Raw genomic sequence first — 21,286 nt, forward strand, 5'->3', positions numbered from 1 at the left:
GCCGCAGGGTATGACGTGCGGGGGACTTTGGGTACCCGCCGGTAATAGGGATTCACCGCCTGCACACATGACGCCAGCGTTCACTGGCAACAAACCTGCTGATCAGGGCGTCGAGCCCCGCGCATCCCGCGTTTCCCGTGCCTTTCGCCACGCGGTCCGGCCACCCCGATCCCGTACCTGTTCCGGGGCGCGTCCGGGGTGGGTGGGAGGTCGGGTCCGGGGTGGGTGAGAGGTCGGGTCCGGGGTGGCCCCTAGGGCCGGTCGATCTCCAGGTGGGCGATCGCGGTGCGGGCCACCTCGCGGCCGCGGGCGGTGAAGTCACCCTTGCCCGGATAGCCGATCATGAGCTTGTACATGTCGCCGGCGGTGGACTTGTAATACAGGATCCGCAGCTCGCGCGGGGCCGGCTGCCGGCTGTCGTCCGTGGTGTAGACGACGGTGTTCCCGGCGGCCTTGCGACCGTGGAAGGTCGCGTTGTCGTCCGTGCGGGTGCCGGGCCCCTTCGGCATGTCGAGCGGGTAGCTGCCGGACTCCTTGAAGTCCCCGTTGTCGGCGTACATCTGGGCCGCCGCGGAGTCCTTGATCCGGTGGCCGGCGTCCTGCGCCCTGCGGTCCACCCGCAGGACGACCGAGATCGCGCCACTGGGGTCGGTGTAGCCGACCCAGTGGTCGTCGGCGGCGGCGGTCTTCTCGGGTTCGCTGCGCACATAGCTGTCGGGCACGGCCAGCGTCGCGGTGACGCTCTTCTCGGGCTTCGTCGTCCAGCCGTCCGGCAGCGGTCCCGCGAACGGGTCGGCGAACACCAGGTACGCCGCTGCAGCCGCCGCGACGACCGCGGCGCCGAGCCCGATCCAGACCGCGCGGCCGGGCCGGCGCCGGACGCGCGGCGCCTCCGGGGGCGAGACTGCCTGCGGGGCCTGCGGGGCCTGCGGCGCGGGCGGGTTCGCGGCGGCCTCGAGCAGCTCCCGCACCCGCGCGGCCGTCGGACGGTGCGCCGGTTCCTTCTGCAGCAGGCCGTCGACGACCTCGGCGAGCGGCCCGTGCGCGGCGGCCGGCGGTGCGGGCGCCGCGTTGAGGACGGACTGCAGGGTGGCCGGGGTGTTGCTGCGGCGGAACGGCGACACGCCCTCGGTCGCCGCGTACAGCACCACGCCCAGGGACCACAGGTCGGCGGCGGGCCCGGGACGCCGGCCCAGCACCCGCTCGGGCGCGATGTACTCGGGCGAGCCGACGAAGCCCCCGGTGTCGGTCAGGTTGGTCTCGCCCTCGATCTGGGCGATGCCGAAGTCGGTGAGGACGACCCGGTCGTACCGGCCGAGCAGCACGTTGTCCGGTTTGACGTCCCGGTGCAGGATGCCGGCCGCGTGCGCGGCCTCCAGCGCGCCGAGCACCTCCAGGCCGATGCGGGCCGCCTCGCGCGTCCCGAGCGTGCCTTCCTGCAGGGCGTCGCCGAGCGAACGTCCGCGGACCAGCTCCATCACGATCCACGGCCGGCCGTCGACGACGGCGACATCGTGGACGCCGACCACGGCCGGGTGGTCGAGCCGCGCCGCGGCCCGTGCCTCGCGCCGCATCCGCTCGAACGCCTTGTCCCGTTCACGTTCGGGAAGGTGGTCCGGCACGCGGGGTTCCTTGACGGCGACCTCGCGGTCCACGGTCTCGTCCTTGGCGCGCCACACGGTGCCCATGCCGCCGTGCCCGAGCTTGGCGAGCAGCCGGTAGCGTCCCGCGACGAGCCTGCCGACGCCGGGCTCCTGCGCCGCCCTGTCCACCGGCGTCCGCGACGGCTCCTGCGACGGCACGGTCTGTGACGGCTCGGTCCCCGGGGCCGCGTGCGGGTGCGGGTGCGGGAGCGGGTTCGCGTGCGGAACCGGAACCGGAAGCGGCCGTGGATGCGGGTTCGCGTTCGGGTTCGGCGGTTGCAGAACAAAACTCGTCGTGTCGTCGGGCACGGGCCCGACTCCCCCGTGGTGACTCATGCGCTCATCACATCGCGCCACACGGGCCGATTTCCACCGGTCCGGCCCACCGGTCACAGACCCGTGACGCGTACCGCTCCTTATGCCCCTTTTACGCGGGCGCTCGGGGTGGACGTCTCACCCGACGACGAAGGTGTCGACCGCGACGTCGAAGTACTCCCGCGCCTCCCGCACCTTCCCGAGCGGCGCCGAGACCCACACGTCGTACAGCCGCCCGCCCTCCTCCCAGCACAGGTCGAAGGTGTGCCGGGGGCCCTCCGCCGCGCTGAAGCCGTTCCAGGTGAACTGCCAGAGGGCGGCGGGCCGTCCGCCCTGACTGGTCTCGGTGACCCGGCCGTCGTGATAGCCCGGGTTGGTGTCCGCTCCCTGGGCGGCGGCCCGCTCCATGACGGCGAGCGGGCCGTCCGGCGACGCGCCGGAGACCTTGACGCCGAGCCGGAAGACCTGCCCCGGCGACATGTAGAACACCCGCTCGCCCTGCGGCACGCGCGTGAAGTCCTCCGGCACGGCGAGCGCGAACCCGGCGGGGTCCTCGGCCACCCGGTAACCGGAGGGCGCGGACGGCGTACGGGTCGGCGTGAGCGAGGCGGCGGGCGACGGAGCGGACGACACCGGCGCGCTCGGGGACCCGCTCGCCGGGCGCCCCGACCCGCTCACGGAGACCGCCGGCGCCGAACTCACGGGCGGGCGCCCTCCGTCACCGTCCCCCTTCATCAGCAGCGCCGCCCCCGACACGCCCGCGCCGGCCATCGCGGCGACCAGCAGGGCGGCCACCAGCACACTGCGCGTGGAGCGCTCCCGGGCGGCCTTCTCGGACTGCGGCCGGGGCAGGTCGGCCTGTGTCGGCGTGTAGTCGGACGACACCGGCGTCGGCGTGCACCCGGTGTCGAGGAAGGCGCGCAGCAGCCGCTCCGCCTCCGCCCCGCCGAGCCGCCGGTCCGGATCGCGCTCCAGTAGACCCCGGACGACCGGCAGCAGCGGCCCGGCCTGCGGGGGCGTACGGATCTCGGCGAACACGACGGCGTGCAGGATGCCGCCCAACGAATCCCGCCGGAAGGGGGATTCGCCGCTCAACGCCGTGCACAGCAGCGCGCCCAGCGACCACAGGTCGGACTCCGCGCCGGTGCGCGCCCCGGACATCCGCTCCGGCGCGGTGTACTCGGGCGAGCCGACGAACGAGCCGGTCTGGGTGAGCGTGGTGGCGCCCGAGACCTGCGCGATGCCGAAGTCGGTGAGGACGATCCGGTCGCCGTCACGTTCCAGCAGGACGTTCGCGGGTTTGATGTCCCGGTGCAGCACCCCGGCCTCGTGCGCCGCGCGCAGGGCGCCGAGCAGGGCGATGCCGATCCGGGCCGCCTCGTCCGGTGCCAGCGGGCCGTGCTCGGCGATCCGGTCGGCGAGCGAGCCGCCGTCCAGCAACTCCATCACGATGTACGGGCGTTCGTCCTCCACGACGACGTCGTGCACGACGATGACATGCGGGTGGCGCAGCTGGGCGACCGCACGCGCCTCGCGCAGCGTCCGGTCGCGCCGTTCGCGGGCCTCCTCGTCGGAGAGCGTGTCGTCCTGGGTCAGCTCCTTGACCGCGACACTCCGTCCCAACAGCTCGTCCGTCGCCCGCCACACGACACCCATGCCGCCGCGCCCGAGTCTCGCCTCCAGCCGGTAACGGCCCGCGATGACCCGTGCGGTACTCCCGTCCCCCTCGGTCCCCATGGGCACATCATGCCCCACCGGACGGCCCGCCTCCGGGGCGCCGTCCGGCCAACTGCGGGACCCGGCGGCCGGTACTACGCCGTGGGCTCGCGCCAGCTCTGCAGTACGGATCTGAACTGCCTGGCCGTGGTGGCCCAGTCACCGGCGGGCGACGACATGTAGATCACGTACTCGGCGCCGTTGCGGGCCACGTACGTCTCCTCGATCGCGCGGCGCGGCCCGGGGAAGGCGGTGTCCTTGGCCAGCGCGGTCCAGGTGTACTCCCACTCGGAGCCCGCCCTGTCGCGGTAGAGGTTCTTCTCGAGGGTGACCCGCTCGTAGTCGACCAGCCTCTTGAGCTGCTGCTCGAGGTCGACCTGGTGCGCGTACGGGTCGCTGAAGTCGGGGGACTTGTCGAGGGCGATGCGGACGAAGTGCTCGCCGCCGTCGGGCGAGTAGTCGACCTGCTGGAGGTCGCCGTCGTCCTGGTACACCTTGCGCTCCCAGCCCTTGGGCAGCGCGAGCCCGAAGCCCAGCGGGTCGTCGACGGGCTGCCAGGAGTCGGGCACGGCGCCCTCCGCGGCGGAGGTGGCGGTGCTCGTCGGGCTCGGCGAGCCCGACGCTGCCCCGGGGTCGACGGTCTGCGACTGCCCCTGGTCCCATTTCTGCAGGACCACGGCCGTCCCCCCGCCGACCAGCGCGGCGACGGCCACCACCAGCACGAGGGAGCGCAGCCGACGACGCCGCCGGGGCGGCTCCGCCGCGGGCCCGGCCGGTGCACCCTGGACGGTGTGCGTCGGCCCCTGGCCCACGTGCGCCGGGACCTGGCCGATGTGTGCCGGGCCCACGGTGGTGGGGCCGGTCACGGGATGGCCCGGTACCGGCGTCGCCGCCTCCGGGCCGGCGGGAACGTACGAGGTGGCGGGTGTCGGGTGGGACCCGGAGCGGGACGCCGTGCGGTGCCCTCCCGTACCCGGGTCGGGTCCGCCGTACTGCGTGGGCACATACGCCTGGGCCCCGTGCGGACGCCGTCCCTCGGCCGCCTCGGCGAGAAGCTGCTCTGCCTCGGCGATGCCGGGGCGGGCGGCCGGGTCCTTGCGCAGCAGGGCGCTGATGACGGGGCCGAGCGGGCCGGCGTGCCGCGGTTCGGCGGCCTCTTCCTCGACCACGGCCTGCAGGGTGGTCAGCGGCGAGGTGCGCCGGAACGGCGACCGTCCCTCGACCGCCGTGTACAGCGTCGCGCCCAGCGCCCACAGGTCGGAGGACGGGCCGGGATCATGGCCGCGCACCCGCTCCGGGGCCAGGTAGTCGACGGAGCCGACGACCTCGCCGGTGCGTGTGATGGTGGTGTCGCCGTCGATCTGGGCGATGCCGAAGTCGGTGAGGAGGACCCGTCCGTCGTGCGAGAGGAGCACGTTGCCGGGCTTGACGTCGCGGTGCAGTACGCCGGCGGAGTGCGCGGCGCGCAGCGCGCGCAGCACCCACAGGCCGATCCGGGCGGCCTCCGCGGCCTCGACGCGGCCGTCCTCCTTGACGGCGTCGGCCAGCGAACGGCCCTCGACCAGCTCCATCACGATCCACGGCCGGCCGTCGTGCTCGAGCACGTCATGGACGGTGACCACGGCGGAGTGGTTGATCCGGGCGGCCGCCCGGGCCTCCGCCCTGGTCCGCGCCAGCAGCACGGCCTGGTCGCTCTCCGCGACGTAGAGCGCGGCGGTCAGCTCCTTGATGGCGACAGCCCGGTGCAGCAGCTCATCGTGGGCACGCCACACCCGGCCCATGCCGCCGCTCCCGATGGCGTCGGCGAGCCGGTAGCGCCCGGACAGGAGCTGGCCCTGCATCTGATTCACGTTGCCCCGCAATGCTCTTGACAGGGTCAGCGTAAAGACCTTGCCGTCTCCACGGAACCGCGGGGGTGCGACGGAGACAGCACTGTGACGGTTGTCGCTTCCCCGCCGACGCGGGAACCTGGCCGCAGCGGCGTGGTTCAGCCGGTGTACTGGTAGGTGGCCGCCGCCTGCTCGTACAGCCGCGTGACCTCGTCCCGTTCGGCTTCCGGCCCTCTGACCTGGACGACGTGGTACCGCCCGGCGATCAGGATCGCGAGGTTGCGGACGTACAGCTTGCGACCGTCGCCGTCGGTCCAGGTGAACTGGCCCTCGGCCATGGTCCGCGTGCCCACGGTCGTCGTGCGCAGCCCGGACGCCGTCGCCCAACTGGAGGCGCGGTACGGCTGGAGCTCGCTCTCCTTCTCCCGCTGGTAGACCATCGGGTCGCTGCCGTTCCCGGACGTGCTGTCCCGCCCCGGCACGACGATCAGCTCGAAGTCGCCGTGCCCGTAGCGGACCTGACCCCGGCCGTTCTTCGGCGTGCGTGACCAGCCGTTCGCCACGGCGATCTGGAAGCCCGCCCCGTCCTTGCGGAGGGTGAAGCCGTCGGCGACGCCCGCTCCGGACCCATCGGTCTGGGTCGCCTGTGCCGACGAGGACGACGGGGATCCGGAGACGCCGTCGGCCGGCGCGGTCTGGTCGGGCCGGGGTTCGCTGCTGGCGTGGGGAGCCTGGCCGGCCGGCGTCCCGGTGGCCCCGGCCCGTCGCCCGCCGTCCGTGCCGGCGGCGTCGTCCTCGCCGGCCTTGGGCATGAACAGCATGGCGTAGGCGATCGCCGCCGCCAGCACCAGCAGGACCAGCACGACCAGGGTGCGGCCCAGGCTGCGGGGCGAGCGGTCCGGCTCGGAACGGCCCCGCTTGTGCCGTCCGTGCGACGCGGGCAGTCCGGCGCGCCGTCGGCGTACCAGTTCGCCCTTGCGGCGGACGATCGGCAGGCGGCGCGGATCGGCGGGCGGCGCGACGACGACGTGCGTGCCCGCCTCGGGCTCCGGCGCGGACCGCACCAGCGAGCGCAGCCAGCCCCGCAATTCCTCGAAGTCGGGGCGGTCGGTGGGGTCCTGGCGCAGCAGCGACTCCACGACCGGCCGCAGCGGTCCGCACTCCTCGGCGAAGGCGGGCGGCTCGGCGCACACCATCTGCACCAGCTCGGCCGTCGACTCCTCCGGGTACGGCGCGTGGCCCTGGACGGACCTGAAGAGCAGCGCACCGAGCGCCCACAGATCGGTGGCGGGACCGATCGGGGCGGCCAGCTGCCAGTTCTCGTGGACCGGCCCGGCCTGCTCGGGCGCCCACCGCTCGGTGACGGGCCCGACGACGGCCATGCGTGCCTGCCGGGCCCGCTCGGCCGCCAGCGCGGTGGCGGGGCCGCGCCCGGCGCCCGCGCCGGACGCCGCGGTCGGCGGCCCGTCCCAGCGGGCGCCGGTACGCGCCTCGCCCGCCGGGCCGCCCGGCGTCGCCTGCGGGCCCTGCCCGGAGTGGGGGGCGAGCGATGCGTGCGTCTGCTGAGGGGTGCCGTACCGCGCGGGACCGGGCACGGGCGCGCCCTGTACGCCGTAGGGGTCGGCGATCTGTCCGGGAGGGCTGCCGCCCAGGGCCGCGGGTTCGCCGTCGGACGGGGTGCGGGCGCCGGGCAGCGCCGCGCGGCCGTTCTGCTGCGCCTCCTGGGCCTCCTGCACGCGGGCCGCGGCCCGTGCCCCGGCGCGGTACGCGGCGATCGCCCCGGCCCGCGCGGCCCGGATGTCCCCGCCGGTCTCCACGGGGGCTCTGCGCGCCACGGCGCCGGAGGCCCCGCCCACGTCGGAGGGCTCGCCGGCCGGCACCGGCCGTGCGCCGGACGCCCGCGCCTCTATGGCGGCCCGCCGAGCGGCCTCGGCGTCCACCGCCCCGGTCCGGGGCATGCCGGGGCCCCTGCCGACTCCTGCGCCACCGCCGGGTCCGGCGCTCACACCGTGCGGCGGGTGGCCGCCCGTACCCGCGGGCTCGACGGGGGCCGCGCCGCCGCGGGCCTGATCGCCCGCCCGGTCCGTCCCGCCCGTCGTCGTGTTCTCGGCCGGCACCGGGTCGTACCCGCACAGCGCCTCTTCCGCCGCGCCGACCGCGAGTCCGGTCAGCATGACCCGTCCGTCGTCGCAGACGAGCACCGTGCGGGCGGTGATGTTCCGGTGCACCCACCCGTGTGCGTGCAGCACCCGCAGCGCCATGAGCACGTCGGAGGCGACCTCGGCCGCCCGGTACGGCGACAGCGCCTTCTCGGCCAGCAGGGCCGACAGCGGGCGCGCCGCGACCAGTTCGCTCACTATCCACAGCGAGCCGCCCTGGGCGAACACGTCGAAGACCTGGTCGAGCCGTGGATGGTCGGGGATGCCCGCCGCGGCCTGCGCGGCCTCCATCGCGCGCCGCACGACGGGATCGGCCGGCCGGCGTGTCCCGGACGCCTCGCCGGCGTTGCGCGTCCCCGGTCGCCGCGCCCCGCGGTCACGGGCGGTGAACCCCTCGGGCAGTCCCTCGGCGTCGAGCACCTCCGCCTCGACGACCTCCGGCAACGGCACCTGGCGGACCAGGACTTCCTGCCCGCTGTAGGTGTCGAAGGCCCGGCTCTCGTGCTCGTACTCGTCCGACAGCGGCAACGGCAGGCGGTAGCGGTCGGCGAGTACCCGACCCGCGTAGTCGTCCACGTTGCCTCCCCCGGCCGCCCGGTCGGTCAATTCCGTTCGCCTTGCGTGCCGTTGCAGCCGAATCCAGCCGCATTGCTGGATGCGTACGGTCCGCAACCACTCACGATACGTGCCGGAGGCAACCCGCAAAGAGGGGATGCCGGATCTCGCGCCCGGAACCCCGCCCGCCGACGGCCGCTACTTCTTCGGCGTGAAGGTGTCCGTCAGCGTCGCCCAGGTGGTGGCGCGCAGGTCGGTGCCCCACGCCGCGGCCTTCGCCGTGTACATCAGCGCGTACCCGAGGCCGTCGTTGACGACGAACCCGCGGTCGACGGCCCGGTAGGCCGTCCCGCCCTCCTTGTAGGTGAACTCCCAGTCGGCCGTGTTCCAGCCGCGGTAGTTCACCTGCGCTATACGGACCTTCTTGTACTGCGAGCGCACCATGTAGCGCTCCTGGTTCTTCCAGTCCGCCACGGGGCTGCCCTTGGGCGTGTTCGTCCAGGCGACGAGCAGCTTCTGCCCGCCCGGCCCGGTGAAACGGTCCCCCGCGGCCCCCGTGGTCCGGTACGCCCACCCCGCGGGCAGGCCGATCGTGTATCCCTGCGCGCCCCTGTACGTCGTCACCGCTCCGCCGTCCTCGGCGGCGCCGGACCCGGCGCCGCCGGCCGCGGTGGTGTTGCTCGGCGTGGAGCCGGACGTCCCGGACTGTGCGGGGTCCTTCGAACCCGACCCGTCCTTACGCGTCGCGTCGCCGGTGTCCTCCTTGGTGTCGGAGCCGGCGCTCGCGCTGCCGCCGGCCGCCGTGGAGGCGCCGCCCTTCGCGCCGCGCGCGGAGTCGTCGCCACCGCCGCCGAGCGTGAGGGCCAGCACGGTGCCGAGCACCGCGAGCGCCACGACCACGGCAATGATCACGAGCGTCCGCTTCGGCACCACGTCGGTCAGCGGCGCCCTCGGCACGGACCGCGGGGGCAGGTCCGGAGGCGTCATCACAGGCCACCCCGAACTCCGCCCGGCGCTCTCGCCGTTCCCCCCGGCAGCACTGCCCGGGGCGGACCCGGCGCTCGCGGCGGGGCCCGAGCCGGAACGCGCCGCCGGCACGGACGCGGACGCCGCTGCCGCCCCGGAACCCGCCGCCGCGCCCGGAGCCGATCGCGTCGCGGGGTTGCCGGACGTCTGGACGGCGGGCGCGGCAGCAGACGGCGGAGGCGGCACCGTGGGCGACACGGCGGTGGAAGCGGCGCCGGCGTGGTGCGACGCCGCGCCCCCCTTCGGCGCCTCGCCCACGCCGATGGATCCGGAACCCTCCGTCCCGTTGGCCGACTTGGCGCGGGCCGAGGACGACCGGGTCGCCGCCCCCGCCGCGACCGCGACCTTCCGCACGGACCTGAGCGCGCCACGCAGCTTCTCGCCGGCCTCGGCGCCCGCCGAACTCCCCCTGCCGCCCGGGCCGTCCGGTGCCACCGGCAGCGGCACGACCTTCGTCGCGTCCGCCGGCTCGGCGTACCGCGGCTCCGGCGCGTGCAGGACCGCGTTGAGCATCGCCCGCGCACCGGCGTCGTCGAGCCGCCGCGCGGGATCCTTGGTGAGCAGACCGTAGATGACGTCCCGCAGGGGACCCGCGTTCTTCGGCTCCTCCAGCTGTTCCGTCATCACCGCCGTGAGCGTCGCGATGGCGGAGCCCTTGTCGTAGGGGGGCGATCCCTCGACCGACGCGTACAGCAGACCGCCCAGCGACCACAGGTCGGCCGCCGGCCCCGGCTTGTGCCCGCGGGCCCGCTCCGGGGAGATGTAGGAGGGCGCGCCGACGAGCATGCCGGTGGAGGTGATGGACGGATCGCCCTCGACCTGCGCGATGCCGAAGTCCGTGAGCACGACCCGGCCGTCCTCGGCGATCAGCACGTTGGACGGTTTCACGTCCCGGTGCAGGATGCCCTCGCGGTGCGCGGAACGCAGCACGTCGAGGATGGCCAGCCCGACCTCCGCCGCGCGCTTGGGGTCCAGCACGCCGTCCTCACGGATGACCTCGGCGAGCGACTTGCCCTCGACGAGCTCCATGACGATCCACGGCCGGTCGTCCTCCTCGACCACGTCGAAGACCGTCACCGCACTGTTGTTGCGGATCCGCGCGATGGCCTTGGCCTCGCGCAACGTCCGCGTGATCAGGCGGCGTTTCTCGTCCTCGTCGATGTTCCCCGGGAACCGCAGCTCCTTGACGGCGACCGTGCGTCCGAGGGTCTCGTCCTCGGCGCGCCACACCGTCCCCATGCCGCCGCGGCCGAGTACGTCTCCCAGCCGGTACCGCCCGGCGAGGAGACGTGCGCTCTTGTCCTGACGGGATGCTCCCGCCCGCTCCGCCTCCGACATGCGTCCCCTCATGCAACCCGCCCTGACAGAGCCTCCATTGTCCCTCACCCGACAAGTGCCCGACGCCCAGGGTGCCCCTCACCGCATCCCGACCGCACCCCAGGAGGGGAGTATTCCGGCCAGAAGGTGCAGCACGCTCCGGCCAACGCGCCGTTCGAGGGCCGGTCAGGGGGCGCGGACCAGGTGAGGAGTGTGCGCCCCGGGCCTGGATGATGGGTGCGACGAGCAGCGGGAAATGAGCCGAGGCCGAGGAGAAGGGGGACCCACGATGCCGTCACGTCGAAGCCTGGCGGCCGTACCGGTGGCCCTGGCGCTCCTCGGCCTGTGCACGACGAGTTCGCAGGCCACCTCCCCTCCGCCCACGGACCTGCTGCTCCCGCTGCTGCTCACCCGGGGCGACGCGCCCGCCGCGGCCCTGCTGGCCCGGGAGGAGAGCGGCGCCCGCTACGCCGAGGCGGGCCCGGGCATCTCCCGGTCCGACCGCTTCCGGGCCGGCAGCGTCACGAAGAGCTTCCTTGCGACCGTGGTGCTCCAACTGGCCGAGGAGCACCGGCTCGCGCTGTCCGACACGGTGGAGTCGCATCTGCCGGGACTGGTGCGCGGGGCCGGCAACGACGGGCGCGCGCTGACCCTTCGTTCCCTGCTCACCCACACCAGCGGCCTGTACGACTACACCCGGGACACCGCGGGCGCCGTACCCCTCACTCCGCTTCAGTCCGTCCGTACCGCTGTCACCCACCCTCCGGCCGACCTCGGCCGCTTCGCCTACTCCAACACGAACTACGTTCTGCTCGGCCTGGTCGTCGAACAGGTCACCGGCCACTCGTACGCCTCGGAGGCCGAGCGGCGGATCATCGCTCCCCTGCGTCTGACGGGCACCTCCTTCCCGGGCTCCCGCGTCTCTCTGCCCTCCCCGCACGGCCGCGCCTACGACCCGGACGGCGACGACGTCACCGAACTCGACCCGCGGGTGGCCGGAGCCGCGGGCGAGCTGGTGTCGACGCTCGCCGATCTGGACCGCTTCTACGCGGCGCTGCTCGGCGGCGAACTGCTGCCCCCGCGCCGGCTGCGCGAGATGCTCGACACCCGTACCGCACACGGCTCGTACGGCATGGGCCTGTTCCCCGCGAAGCTCCCGTGCGGCGTCACGGTGTGGGGGCACAACGGCCGGATCCCGGGCAGTTACGTGCGCACCGCAGCCACCGTCGACGGCCGGCGTGTCCTCACCTTCCGGGTGAACACGACGGCGATCGCAGATCCCGGCCTCGAACCGGCCCTGCTCGCCGCCGAGTTCTGCCCTCGCACCCCGTAGAACGAGCCGGCACCGAACAGAGATCCCTCGTAGGGTCACCCGTTCGAGTGAAACGCGGGCAGGGCCCGAACAAACCGGCCGACCGGCCCTGTCTCGGCACGGAAACGGGGCGCCGGACCTCATTCCCGACCGGAGCCGGAGCCGTCGCGTCCCGGAAGGTCGCCGCCCCCATTTCCCAGCGGGAGGCAGAGCCGCCTCGTCACGGAAGGGCACCGCCCCCATTCCCGACCGGAGGCAGAGCCGTCGCGTCCCGGAGAGGGCCCGAGCCGCCGCCCCCGAGGAGGCCCGGGCCGTCGTTCTTCCGAGCCGGGCAGGCCCCCGGGGGCGTCAGCGGGCCGTCAGAGGGGCACGATGTCCGGCGCACCCAGTCGCGCCGCGTCCGCCGTCAGGTCGTCGGGCTGACGCTGCGACTCCCGCTCGGCCTCCACCCGCTTCTGGTAGTGCTCGACCTCGCGCTCGATGTGGTCCTTGTCCCAGCCGAGGACCGGCGCCATGAGCTCGGCGGCCTCCAGGGCACTGCGGGTGCCGCGGTCGAAGGTCTCGATGGAGATGCGCGTGCGGCGCGTCAGCGCGTCGTCCAGATGCCGTGCCCCTTCGTGCGAGGCGGCGTACACGATCTCGGCGCGCAGGTAGTCGTCGGCGAACTGGAGCGGCTCGCCCAGGGACGGGTCCGCGACGATGAGGTCCAGGATCTCTTCCGCCATCGCCCCGAAGCGGTTGAGCAGATGCTCCACGCGCACCACGTGCAGGCCGGTCCGCGCCGCGATCCGCGCCCGCGCGTTCCACAGCGCCCGGTAGCCCTCCGCGCCCATCAGCGGCACGTCCTCCGTGACGCAGTCGGCGACCCGCTGGTCGAGTCCGCGCACCGCCTCGTCGACCGCGTCCTTGGCCATGACCCGGTACGTCGTGTACTTGCCGCCCGCCACGACCACGAGCCCCGGCACCGGATGCGCGACGGTGTGCTCCCGGGACAGCTTGCTGGTGGCATCGGACTCGCCGGCCAGCAACGGCCGCAGTCCCGCGTACACACCCTCCACGTCGTCCCTGGTCAGGGGCACCGCGAGCACCGAGTTCACATGCTCGAGGAGGTAGTCGATGTCGGCGCTGGAGGCGGCCGGGTGCGTCTTGTCGAGGTCCCAGTCGGTGTCGGTGGTGCCGATGATCCAGTGCCGGCCCCAGGGAATGACGAAGAGCACGGACTTCTCGGTGCGCAGGATCAGCCCGGAGGAGGAGCTGATGCGGTCCCTCGGCACGACGAGGTGGATGCCCTTGGACGCGCGGACGTGGAACTGCCCCCGCTCGCCCACCATCGCCTGGGTGTCGTCGGTCCACACACCGGTGGCGTTGACGATCTGCCGGGCGCGGATCTCGTACTCCCCGCCCGCCTCGACGTCCTCCACCCGTGCGCCCACGACGCGTTCGCCCTCCCGCAGGAACCCGGTGACGCGCGCGCAGTTGGCCGCCTTCGCCCCGTAGGACGCCGCGGTGCGCACCAGAGTGGCGACGAAACGGGCGTCGTCCATCTGTGCGTCGTAGTACTGCAGCGCCCCGACCAGGGCGTCCTTCTTCAAGGCCGGTGCCACGCGCAGGGCATGGCGTCGACTCAGGTGACGATGGGTCGGCAGCCCGCGACCGTGACCGCGGGCCATGGACATCGCGTCGTACAGGGCGACGCCCGAGCCCGCGTACAGCCGCTCCCAGCCCTTGTGCTGGAGCGGATACAGGAAGGGCACAGGTTTCACGAGGTGCGGAGCGAGCCGCTCGAGCAGCAGTCCGCGCTCCTTGAGCGCCTCGCGCACCAGCGCGAAGTCGAGCATCTCCAGGTAGCGCAGGCCACCGTGGATCAGCTTGCTGGACCTGCTCGACGTGCCCGAGGCCCAGTCGCGTGCTTCGACCAGACCGGTGGACAGGCCGCGCGTCACGGCGTCCAGAGCCACGCCGGCGCCCACCACACCGGCACCCACCACCAGCACGTCCAGTTCACGCTCGGCCATCGCCGCCAGTGACTCGGCTCGTTGCGCCGGCCCCAGTGTCGCTGTCCTCACCGCTGCCTCCCGCTGTCGGTCGTGCCGGCCGCGCCCGTCAGGGCGAGACCCCGTCCGTTTCCCCCATGCCCAGATTCTGACCGCGTTGCGCCACTTCAGCCACCACGAGCCCCAGCCTGTGGACAACTCTCACGGAACCCGACCGTCCCCTCGGGGAACACGGCCGGTCAACACAGTCGATCAATCCCACATAACGGTCATATTTACTCCTAGTCTGACATTGCGCTCGCCCATCCTGTCCACCGGGCTTGCGCACCTGTCCCACCTCGGTTACTGGGAAGGACGGCATACGCCATGCCCGCAGATCTCGCCGTCATCGGACTCGGCCCGCTCGGCCTCCCCCTGGCCCAGGCCGCCGTGGCCGCCGGCATCCCCACCGTCGGCTACCGCACCGGCCCCGAGGCCGGCTCGCTGAGCCCCGCCGAACTGCGCCGGATGCTCTCGGGGGGCTTCCGGATCGCCACCGGCCCCGCCGAACTGGGCCGGGTGCGCACCGCCGTCATCTGCGCCCCGACCCCGCGCGACGCCGACGGCCGTCTCGACCTGAGCCAGGTGGAGGCGGCCGCCCGCACCCTCGCCGGACACCTGCGCCCGCACACCACCGTGATCCTGGAGTCAGCCGTGTACCCCGGGGCCACGGAGGAGTTCCTGCTGCCGCTGCTGGAGGAGACGTCCGGCCTCCGCGCGGGCCGCGACTTCCACCTCGCCCACTCCCCCAGCCGGGTCGACCCAGGCAGCCGGGCCTTCACCCCGGCCAACACGCCGAAGGTCATCGGGGGCCTCACCCCCGCCTGCACCGAGTCCGCCGCCGCTTTCTACGGCCGGCTCACGGACAAGGTGGTACGCGCGCGTGGCCTGCGGGAGGCCGAGACCGTGCAGCTTCTGGAGACCAACTTCCGGCACGTCAACATCGCCCTCGTCAACGAGATGGCCGTCCTCTGCCACGACCTGGGCGTCGACCTGTGGGACGTCGTCCGCTGCGCGGAGACCAAGCCCTTCGGCTTCGAGGCCTTCCGCCCCGGCCCCGGCGTCGGCGGCCACTCCGTCCCCCTGGACGGCGCCGGCCGGCCCGGCAGCACGCTGCGCATGGTGGAACTCGCCCAGCAGGTCAACAACCGCATGCCCCGCTACGTCGTCCAGCGCGCCGCCGCCCTCCTCAACGAGCACGGCAAGTCGGCGCGGGGCGCGCGCGTGCTGCTGCTCGGCGTCACCTACAAGGCCGACCTCGCCGACGAGCAGGGCGCCCCCGCGCGCGAGATCGCGGTCCGTCTGATGGAGCTCGGCGCCGCCGTCAGCTACCACGACCCGCACGTCCCGTCCTGGAGCGTCCTGGACCGCCCGGTGCCGCGCGCCGACTCTCTCTACGAGGCCGCGGCCGACGCCGACCTGACGATCCTCCTCCAGCAGCACCGGACGTACGACCTCCAGGGCCTGTCGGTGAAGGCCCAGCTGCTCCTGGACACGCGGGGGGCCACGCCCACGGGGGCGGCGCACCGGTTGTGAATCAAGGGGCGCCCGCGGTCGGCGGTCGGCGGTCGGCGGTCGGCGGTCGGCGGTCGGCGGTCGGCGGTCGGCGGCATACCGGACACCCCGGTTCATCCGCGTGCCGAGCAGGCGAAAGGGGGCCGGTCATCTCACCCGAGCGAGATGACCGGCCCCCTCTTTGATCCGTCCGTGGGACTACCGCCGGTGCACCGAGTCCGCCACCGTGACCTCGACGCGCTGGAACTCCTTCAGTTCGCTGTAGCCGGTCGTGGCCATGGCGCGGCGCAGGGCGCCGAAGAAGTTCATCGAGCCGTCGGGGGTGTGCGAGGGGCCCGTCAGGACCTCCTCGATCGTGCCGACGGTGCCGAGGTCGACCTTCTTGCCTCGCGGCAGCTCCTCGTTGACGGCCTCCATGCCCCAGTGGTTGCCGCGGCCCGGCGCGTCGGTCGCGCGCGCGAGCGGCGAACCCATCATCACCGAGTCGGCGCCGCACGCGATCGCCTTGGGGAGGTCGCCGGACCAGCCGACGCCGCCGTCCGCGATGACGTGCACGTACCGGCCGCCGGACTCGTCCATGTAGTCGCGGCGGGCGGCCGCCACGTCGGCGACCGCGGTCGCCATCGGGACCTGGATGCCGAGCACGTTGCGGGTGGTGTGCGCCGCGCCGCCGCCGAAGCCGACCAGGACGCCCGCCGCGCCGGTGCGCATCAGGTGCAGCGCCGCCGTGTAGGTGGCGCAGCCGCCGACGATCACGGGGACGTCGAGCTCGTAGATGAACTGCTTCAGGTTCAGCGGCTCGTGCGAACCGGAGACGTGCTCCGCCGACACCGTCGTGCCGCGGATGACGAAGATGTCCACGCCCGCGTCGACGACGGCCTTGGAGAACTGGGCCGTGCGCTGCGGGGAGAGCGCGGCGGCGGTGACCACCCCGGAGTCGCGCACCTCCTTGATGCGCAGGCCGATCAGCTCCTCCTTGATGGGAGCGGCGTAGATCTCCTGGAGGCGGCGGGTGGCCGCCTCGACGGGCAGGCCCACGATCTCGTCGAGCAGCGGCTGCGGGTCCTCGTGCCGCGTCCACAGGCCCTCGAGGTTGAGGACGCCGAGGCCGCCGAGTTCGCCGATGCGGATCGCGGTGGCCGGGGAGACGACCGAGTCCATGGGGGCGGCCAGGAAGGGCAGCTCGAAGCGGTAGGCGTCGATCTGCCAGGCGATCGAGACCTCCTTCGGGTCCCGCGTACGGCGGCTGGGGACGACGGCGATGTCGTCGAAGGCGTACGCCCGGCGGCCGCGCTTGCCGCGCCCGATCTCGATCTCAGTCACGTGTGTGGCCTTTCCCTGATGCGTTGCAGCGTCTTCCAGTATCGCCGACGCCCACGACAAGGGCGGCCCCGGATGTTCCGGGACCGCCCTTGTCGCGTCTCACGCGCGCGTGAGCGCCTGCTCGTCGCTCGCGAGCGCCTACTTGTTGCTGTAGTTCGGCGCCTCGACCGTCATCTGGATGTCGTGCGGGTGGCTCTCCTTGAGACCCGCCGAGGTGATCCGGACGAAGCGGCCCTTGGTCTCCATCTCCTCGATGGTGGCGGCCCCCACGTAGCCCATGGTCTGGCGCAGACCGCCCACGAGCTGGTGCAGCACGTTGCCGAGCGGGCCGCGGTAGGGCACCTGGCCCTCGATGCCCTCGGGCACGAGCTTGTCGTCGGCCGCGACCTCCGCCTGGAAGTAGCGGTCCTTGGAGTACGACTTGGCCTGGCCGCGGGACTGCATGGCGCCCAGCGAGCCCATGCCGCGGTACGACTTGAACTGCTTGCCGTTGATGAACTGCAGCTCGCCGGGCGACTCCTCACAGCCGGCGAGGAGGCTGCCCAGCATCACCGTGTCGGCGCCGGCGGCCAGGGCCTTGCCGATGTCGCCGGAGTACTGCAGTCCGCCGTCGCCGATCAGCGGGATGCCCGCCGGACGGGCCGCGAGGGACGCCTCGTAGATGGCCGTCACCTGCGGGACGCCGATGCCGGCGACCACACGGGTGGTGCAGATCGAACCGGGTCCGACACCGACCTTGATGCCGTCCACGCCCGCGTCGATCAGGGCCTGGGCGCCGTCACGGGTGGCGACGTTGCCGCCGATCACGTCCACGCGGACGCTCGACTTGATCTTGGACATCCAGCTGAGGGCGTTGCTGTTGTGCCCGTGGGAGGTGTCGACGACCAGGAAGTCCACGCCGGCCTCGGCGAGGGCCTGGGCGCGCTCCAGCGCCTCGGGGCTGGCGCCGACGGCCGCGCCGACGAGCAACCGGCCCTCGCCGTCCTTGGCGGCCCGGGGGTACTTCTCGGCCTTGACGAAGTCCTTGACGGTGATGAGGCCCTTGAGGAGGCCCGCCTCGTCGACCAGCGGAAGCTTCTCGATCTTGTGCTTGCGCAGCAGCTCCATGGCCTCGACGCCGGAGATGCCCACCTTGCCGGTGACCAGCGGCATCGGGGTCATGACCTCGCGCACCTGGCGGGAGCGGTCCGACTCGAAGGCCATGTCGCGGTTGGTGACGATGCCGAGCAGCTTGCCGCCGCCGTCGGTGACCGGCACACCGCTGATGCGGAACTTGGCGCACAGCGCGTCGGCCTCGGCGAGCGTCGCGTCCGGGTTCACCGTGATCGGGTCGGTGACCATGCCGGACTCGGAGCGCTTCACCAGGTCGACCTGGTTGACCTGGTCCTCGATGGAGAGGTTGCGATGCAGCACGCCGACGCCGCCCTGGCGGGCCATCGCGATCGCCATGCGCGACTCGGTCACCTTGTCCATCGCCGCCGACAGCAGCGGGATGTTGACACGAACATTGCGAGAGATGCGGGACGAGGTGTCGACCGCGTTGGGGAGCACCTCGGATGCGCCCGGCAGCAGCAGCACGTCGTCGTAGGTGAGCCCGAGGGTCGCGAATTTGGCGGGCACTCCGTCGACGTTTGCAGTCATGACACCTTCCCCAAATGGCCTTGATCGGTGCGGATGTCCATGCTAACGGGAAGCGCACCGCCCGAATTCCACGGAAGAGCGTGACTCCGGGCTTCGTATGTTCGTACGGAGAACGCGACCGGCCCGTTCAAGCGGAGGCCCGACCGGCGGTGAAAGCGCTCTCCCCGGGGCGGCTTCACGCGCCCCGCCGCCCGCCCTACTGCTCGGCGAGCGCCCGCAGCCGGCTCAGCGCCCGGTGCTGGGCCACCCGGACCGCCCCGGGTGACATTCCCAACATCTGGCCGGTCTCCTCTGCGGTGAGACCCACCGCGATGCGCAGCAGAAGCAGTTCGCGCTGGTTCTCGGGCAGGTTGGCCATGAGCTTCTTGGCCCATTCGGCGTCGCTGCTGAGCAGGGCGCGCTCCTCGGGACCCAGTGAGTCGTCGGGACGCTCGGGCATCTCGTCCGAGGGGACCGCCGTCGAGCCCGGGTGACGCATCGCCGCCCGCTGCAGGTCGGCGACCTTGTGGGCGGCGATGGCGAAGACGAAGGCCTCGAAGGGCCGCCCGGTGTCCCGGTAGCGGGGCAGGGCGAGGAGGACCGCGACGCAGACCTCCTGGGCGAGGTCCTCCACGAAGTGGCGCGCGTCGCCCGGCAGCCGGGACAGCCGGGTACGGCAGTAGCGCAGTGCCAGGGGGTGGACGTGCGCCAGCAGGTCGTGCGTGGCCTGCTCGTCGCCGTCCACGGCGCGATGGACGAGTGCCCCGATCGTCCCCACGGCAGTGACCGCCTCGTCATCGCGCATCGGTCCATGGTGCACTGCGGCCGGACCGGCCGCGGCACCGTGCCCGTCGTTGTGCACCGAAGCGTTATGAGCAGGTGCGCCGGATGTCATCCCCTGCGCCCTCCCCTTCCGCTCGACCGACTCGTCCCCGAGGAACTCCACACCTCAAGGATGCGGCATCCGCGGCGAAACGAGCAGCGGGTGTCCGCCGGGACCCCTCGCCGCGCCTGCCCGAAGCGCGTCGGGAGGGGGTCTCACCCGGCCTCCGGACCGCCCCTGAACAGGGAGGTTCGCTCATGAGCCCACTCCCCTCACTGAATGACCGATGTCACCCACGACCGTCTCGGACCGCCGGACGGCCCTGCCGGATGCACGCCGAACGCCTTGACCGGACCGCCGTGACCCGCGACGCCCGGCCCGGGATCGCCCGGTGCCGAACCCGGAACCGGAACCCCGAACCGAACCGGGCCGGAACCGCGAGCCGACCGCCCCGGACCGTGAACCTCCGGTCGCGGCCGAGCCGCGAAGCCGCCGGCCGGAGCCTCGACGCCGGCGGCCCGAAGGTCGCGAAGCAGCCGCCGGTCGAAGCCGCGACCCTCGTCGACCCGGGGCCGCAACCCGTCGCCCCGACCGAGACCGGGAACCCGCCGGCCTGACCGCGGCCGTGCAGCCGCCGGTCGAAGCCGCGAGGCGGGCCGCCGCCGGCACCGGGGGCCCGGCGACGACGGCGGTCGGGCCTGTCCTAGCGGACCAGGCCCCACCGGAAGCCGAGGGCCACCGCGTGTGCGCGGTCCGAGGCGCCGAGCTTCTTGAACAGCCGTCGGGCGTGCGTCTTGACGGTGTCCTCGGAGAGGAACAGCTCACGGCCGATCTCCGCGTTGGAGCGACCGTGGCTCATGCCTTCGAGCACCTGGATCTCACGCGCGGTGAGCGTGGGCGCCGCGCCCATCTCGGCCGAGCGCAGCCGCCGCGGGGCAAGCCGCCAGGTGGGGTCGGCGAGGGCCTGCGTCACGGTCGCCCGCAGTTCCGCGCGCGAGGCGTCCTTGTGCAGATAGCCGCGGGCGCCGGCCGCGACCGCGAGGGCCACGCCGTCGAGGTCCTCCGCGACGGTCAGCATGATGATGCGGGCGCCAGGGTCGGCGGACAGCAGCCGCCGTACGGTCTCGACGCCGCCCAGTCCGGGCATGCGCACGTCCATCAGAATCAGGTCCGAGCGGTCGGCACCCCAGCGGCGGAGGACTTCCTCGCCGTTGGCCGCCGTCGTCACGCGCTCGACGCCGGGCACGGTCGCGACCGCGCGGCGGAGCGCCTCTCGGGCAAGCGGGGAGTCGTCGCAGACGAGGACGGATGTCATGGCCGCCCTCCGCAGCTGATGCGCGTCACCTTGTGCCTCCAGGCTGGTACGAAATCGTCACCTGTGCGGTCGACCGTCTCGGACGCCTGCCCGAGCGTTTGTCTTCTCCAACCGCCACCGCACACTCAACGATGGTCACTCGAAAGAGTTACGGGGCTGCGTGCATTCTTCGGCACTCTACGTGAGGGCGCGGACACAGAGGAGTCAGCCACACGGACCCTCAAGCTTTCATCACAAGCAGTGCCCCATTTAGCCCTATTTCTTCCCTTTTACTGGTGTCTGAGGCTAGATTCGCAATGAGTCATATTTTCATCTCCTTAGATCGTAGTTGTACGGTCGTGGGCACGGTATCCGCTCTGAACGGCTACAAGGGGTCACGCAATGGCAGATTTCTCCCGCCTTCCCGGACCGAACGCGGATCTGTGGGACTGGCAGCTTCTCGCTGCCTGCCGCGGAGTGGACAGCTCGCTCTTCTTCCATCCGGAGGGCGAGCGCGGGGCGGCTCGGAGCGCTCGAGAGAACTCGGCCAAGGAGGTCTGCATGAGGTGCCCGGTCCGCGCGCAGTGCGCGGCGCACGCGCTGGCGGTACGCGAGCCGTACGGCGTGTGGGGCGGGTTGACCGAGGACGAGCGCGAAGAGCTCATGGGGCGGGCGCGCAACCGCCTGGTCTCGGCGTCGTCGGGCGCGAGAGACACCGCTTCGAACACATGAAGGAACGTTTCTTCAGAAACGGAGGGCACACGCGCGTGCCCTCCGTTTCCCTCGTCGGCCCCGTCACGAGGGGG

At 72.9% G+C, this 21,286-nt stretch carries 13 protein-coding genes; 3 read left to right on the forward strand and 10 right to left on the reverse strand.

Translation table 11 applies throughout. The features are described 5' to 3' along the window. Positions 1-251: 251 nt before the first annotated feature. The 5 genes from OHS82_RS17485 to OHS82_RS17505 all read right to left on the reverse strand — a co-directional run bounded on the left by OHS82_RS17485 (position 252) and on the right by OHS82_RS17505 (position 10,581). On the reverse strand, positions 252-1,979 hold the full coding sequence (locus OHS82_RS17485; RefSeq protein WP_057584625.1) for a serine/threonine-protein kinase: 1,728 nt from the start codon (positions 1,977-1,979) through the stop codon (positions 252-254). A 117-nt stretch (positions 1,980-2,096) separates the two neighbouring features. Beyond that, a complete protein-coding gene (locus OHS82_RS17490; protein WP_057584626.1) occupies positions 2,097-3,695 on the reverse strand; it encodes a serine/threonine-protein kinase in 1,599 nt (532 codons plus the stop codon). 74 nt (positions 3,696-3,769) lie between these two features. After that, entirely contained in the window at positions 3,770-5,515 is a 1,746-nt protein-coding gene (locus OHS82_RS17495) for a serine/threonine-protein kinase (protein WP_057584627.1), read from the reverse strand. Positions 5,516-5,661: 146 nt separating this feature from the next. Beyond that, complete coding sequence (locus tag OHS82_RS17500; protein ID WP_242433446.1) at positions 5,662-8,238, reverse strand: protein kinase; 2,577 nt, start codon at positions 8,236-8,238, stop codon at positions 5,662-5,664. Positions 8,239-8,415: 177 nt separating this feature from the next. Continuing rightward, the gene (locus OHS82_RS17505; RefSeq protein WP_057584629.1) at positions 8,416-10,581 is read right to left on the reverse strand and encodes a serine/threonine-protein kinase; all 2,166 of its coding nucleotides are present in this window, start codon (positions 10,579-10,581) and stop codon (positions 8,416-8,418) included. A gap of 268 nt (positions 10,582-10,849) precedes the next feature. Here OHS82_RS17505 and OHS82_RS17510 point away from each other — a divergent pair, with 268 nt between their 5' ends. Further along, positions 10,850-11,893, forward strand: a complete 1,044-nt coding sequence (locus OHS82_RS17510; protein ID WP_057584630.1) for a serine hydrolase domain-containing protein — start codon at positions 10,850-10,852, stop codon at positions 11,891-11,893. Positions 11,894-12,231: 338 nt separating this feature from the next. On the opposite strand, the gene OHS82_RS17515 is transcribed toward OHS82_RS17510, so the two are convergent. Beyond that, the gene (locus OHS82_RS17515; protein ID WP_079041653.1) at positions 12,232-13,938 is read right to left on the reverse strand and encodes a glycerol-3-phosphate dehydrogenase/oxidase; all 1,707 of its coding nucleotides are present in this window, start codon (positions 13,936-13,938) and stop codon (positions 12,232-12,234) included. 294 nt (positions 13,939-14,232) lie between these two features. Between OHS82_RS17515 and OHS82_RS17520 the strand changes: the two genes are divergently transcribed. Further along, positions 14,233-15,441: a nucleotide sugar dehydrogenase gene (locus tag OHS82_RS17520; protein WP_057584632.1), complete on the forward strand. Its 1,209-nt coding sequence runs from the start codon at positions 14,233-14,235 to the stop codon at positions 15,439-15,441. A 177-nt stretch (positions 15,442-15,618) separates the two neighbouring features. Here the strand turns inward: OHS82_RS17520 and OHS82_RS17525 are convergent, their stop codons facing one another. From OHS82_RS17525 to OHS82_RS17540, 4 genes are all read right to left on the reverse strand, one after another. After that, on the reverse strand, positions 15,619-16,743 hold the full coding sequence (locus OHS82_RS17525) for a GuaB3 family IMP dehydrogenase-related protein (RefSeq protein WP_266726317.1): 1,125 nt from the start codon (positions 16,741-16,743) through the stop codon (positions 15,619-15,621). A 138-nt stretch (positions 16,744-16,881) separates the two neighbouring features. Further along, the gene (gene guaB, locus OHS82_RS17530; RefSeq protein WP_057584633.1) at positions 16,882-18,384 is read right to left on the reverse strand and encodes an IMP dehydrogenase; all 1,503 of its coding nucleotides are present in this window, start codon (positions 18,382-18,384) and stop codon (positions 16,882-16,884) included. Positions 18,385-18,580: 196 nt separating this feature from the next. Further along, entirely contained in the window at positions 18,581-19,168 is a 588-nt protein-coding gene (locus OHS82_RS17535) for a sigma-70 family RNA polymerase sigma factor (protein WP_057584634.1), read from the reverse strand. Between the two features lie 721 nt (positions 19,169-19,889). Then, entirely contained in the window at positions 19,890-20,501 is a 612-nt protein-coding gene (locus tag OHS82_RS17540) for a response regulator transcription factor (protein ID WP_003948568.1), read from the reverse strand. Between the two features lie 381 nt (positions 20,502-20,882). Here OHS82_RS17540 and OHS82_RS17545 point away from each other — a divergent pair, with 381 nt between their 5' ends. Further along, positions 20,883-21,212: a WhiB family transcriptional regulator gene (locus tag OHS82_RS17545; protein WP_057584636.1), complete on the forward strand. Its 330-nt coding sequence runs from the start codon at positions 20,883-20,885 to the stop codon at positions 21,210-21,212. Positions 21,213-21,286 lie beyond the last annotated feature (74 nt).

This window comes from Streptomyces sp. NBC_00425 (assembly GCF_036030735.1).
In the GTDB taxonomy this organism is placed as follows: Bacteria; Actinomycetota; Actinomycetes; order Streptomycetales; family Streptomycetaceae; genus Streptomyces.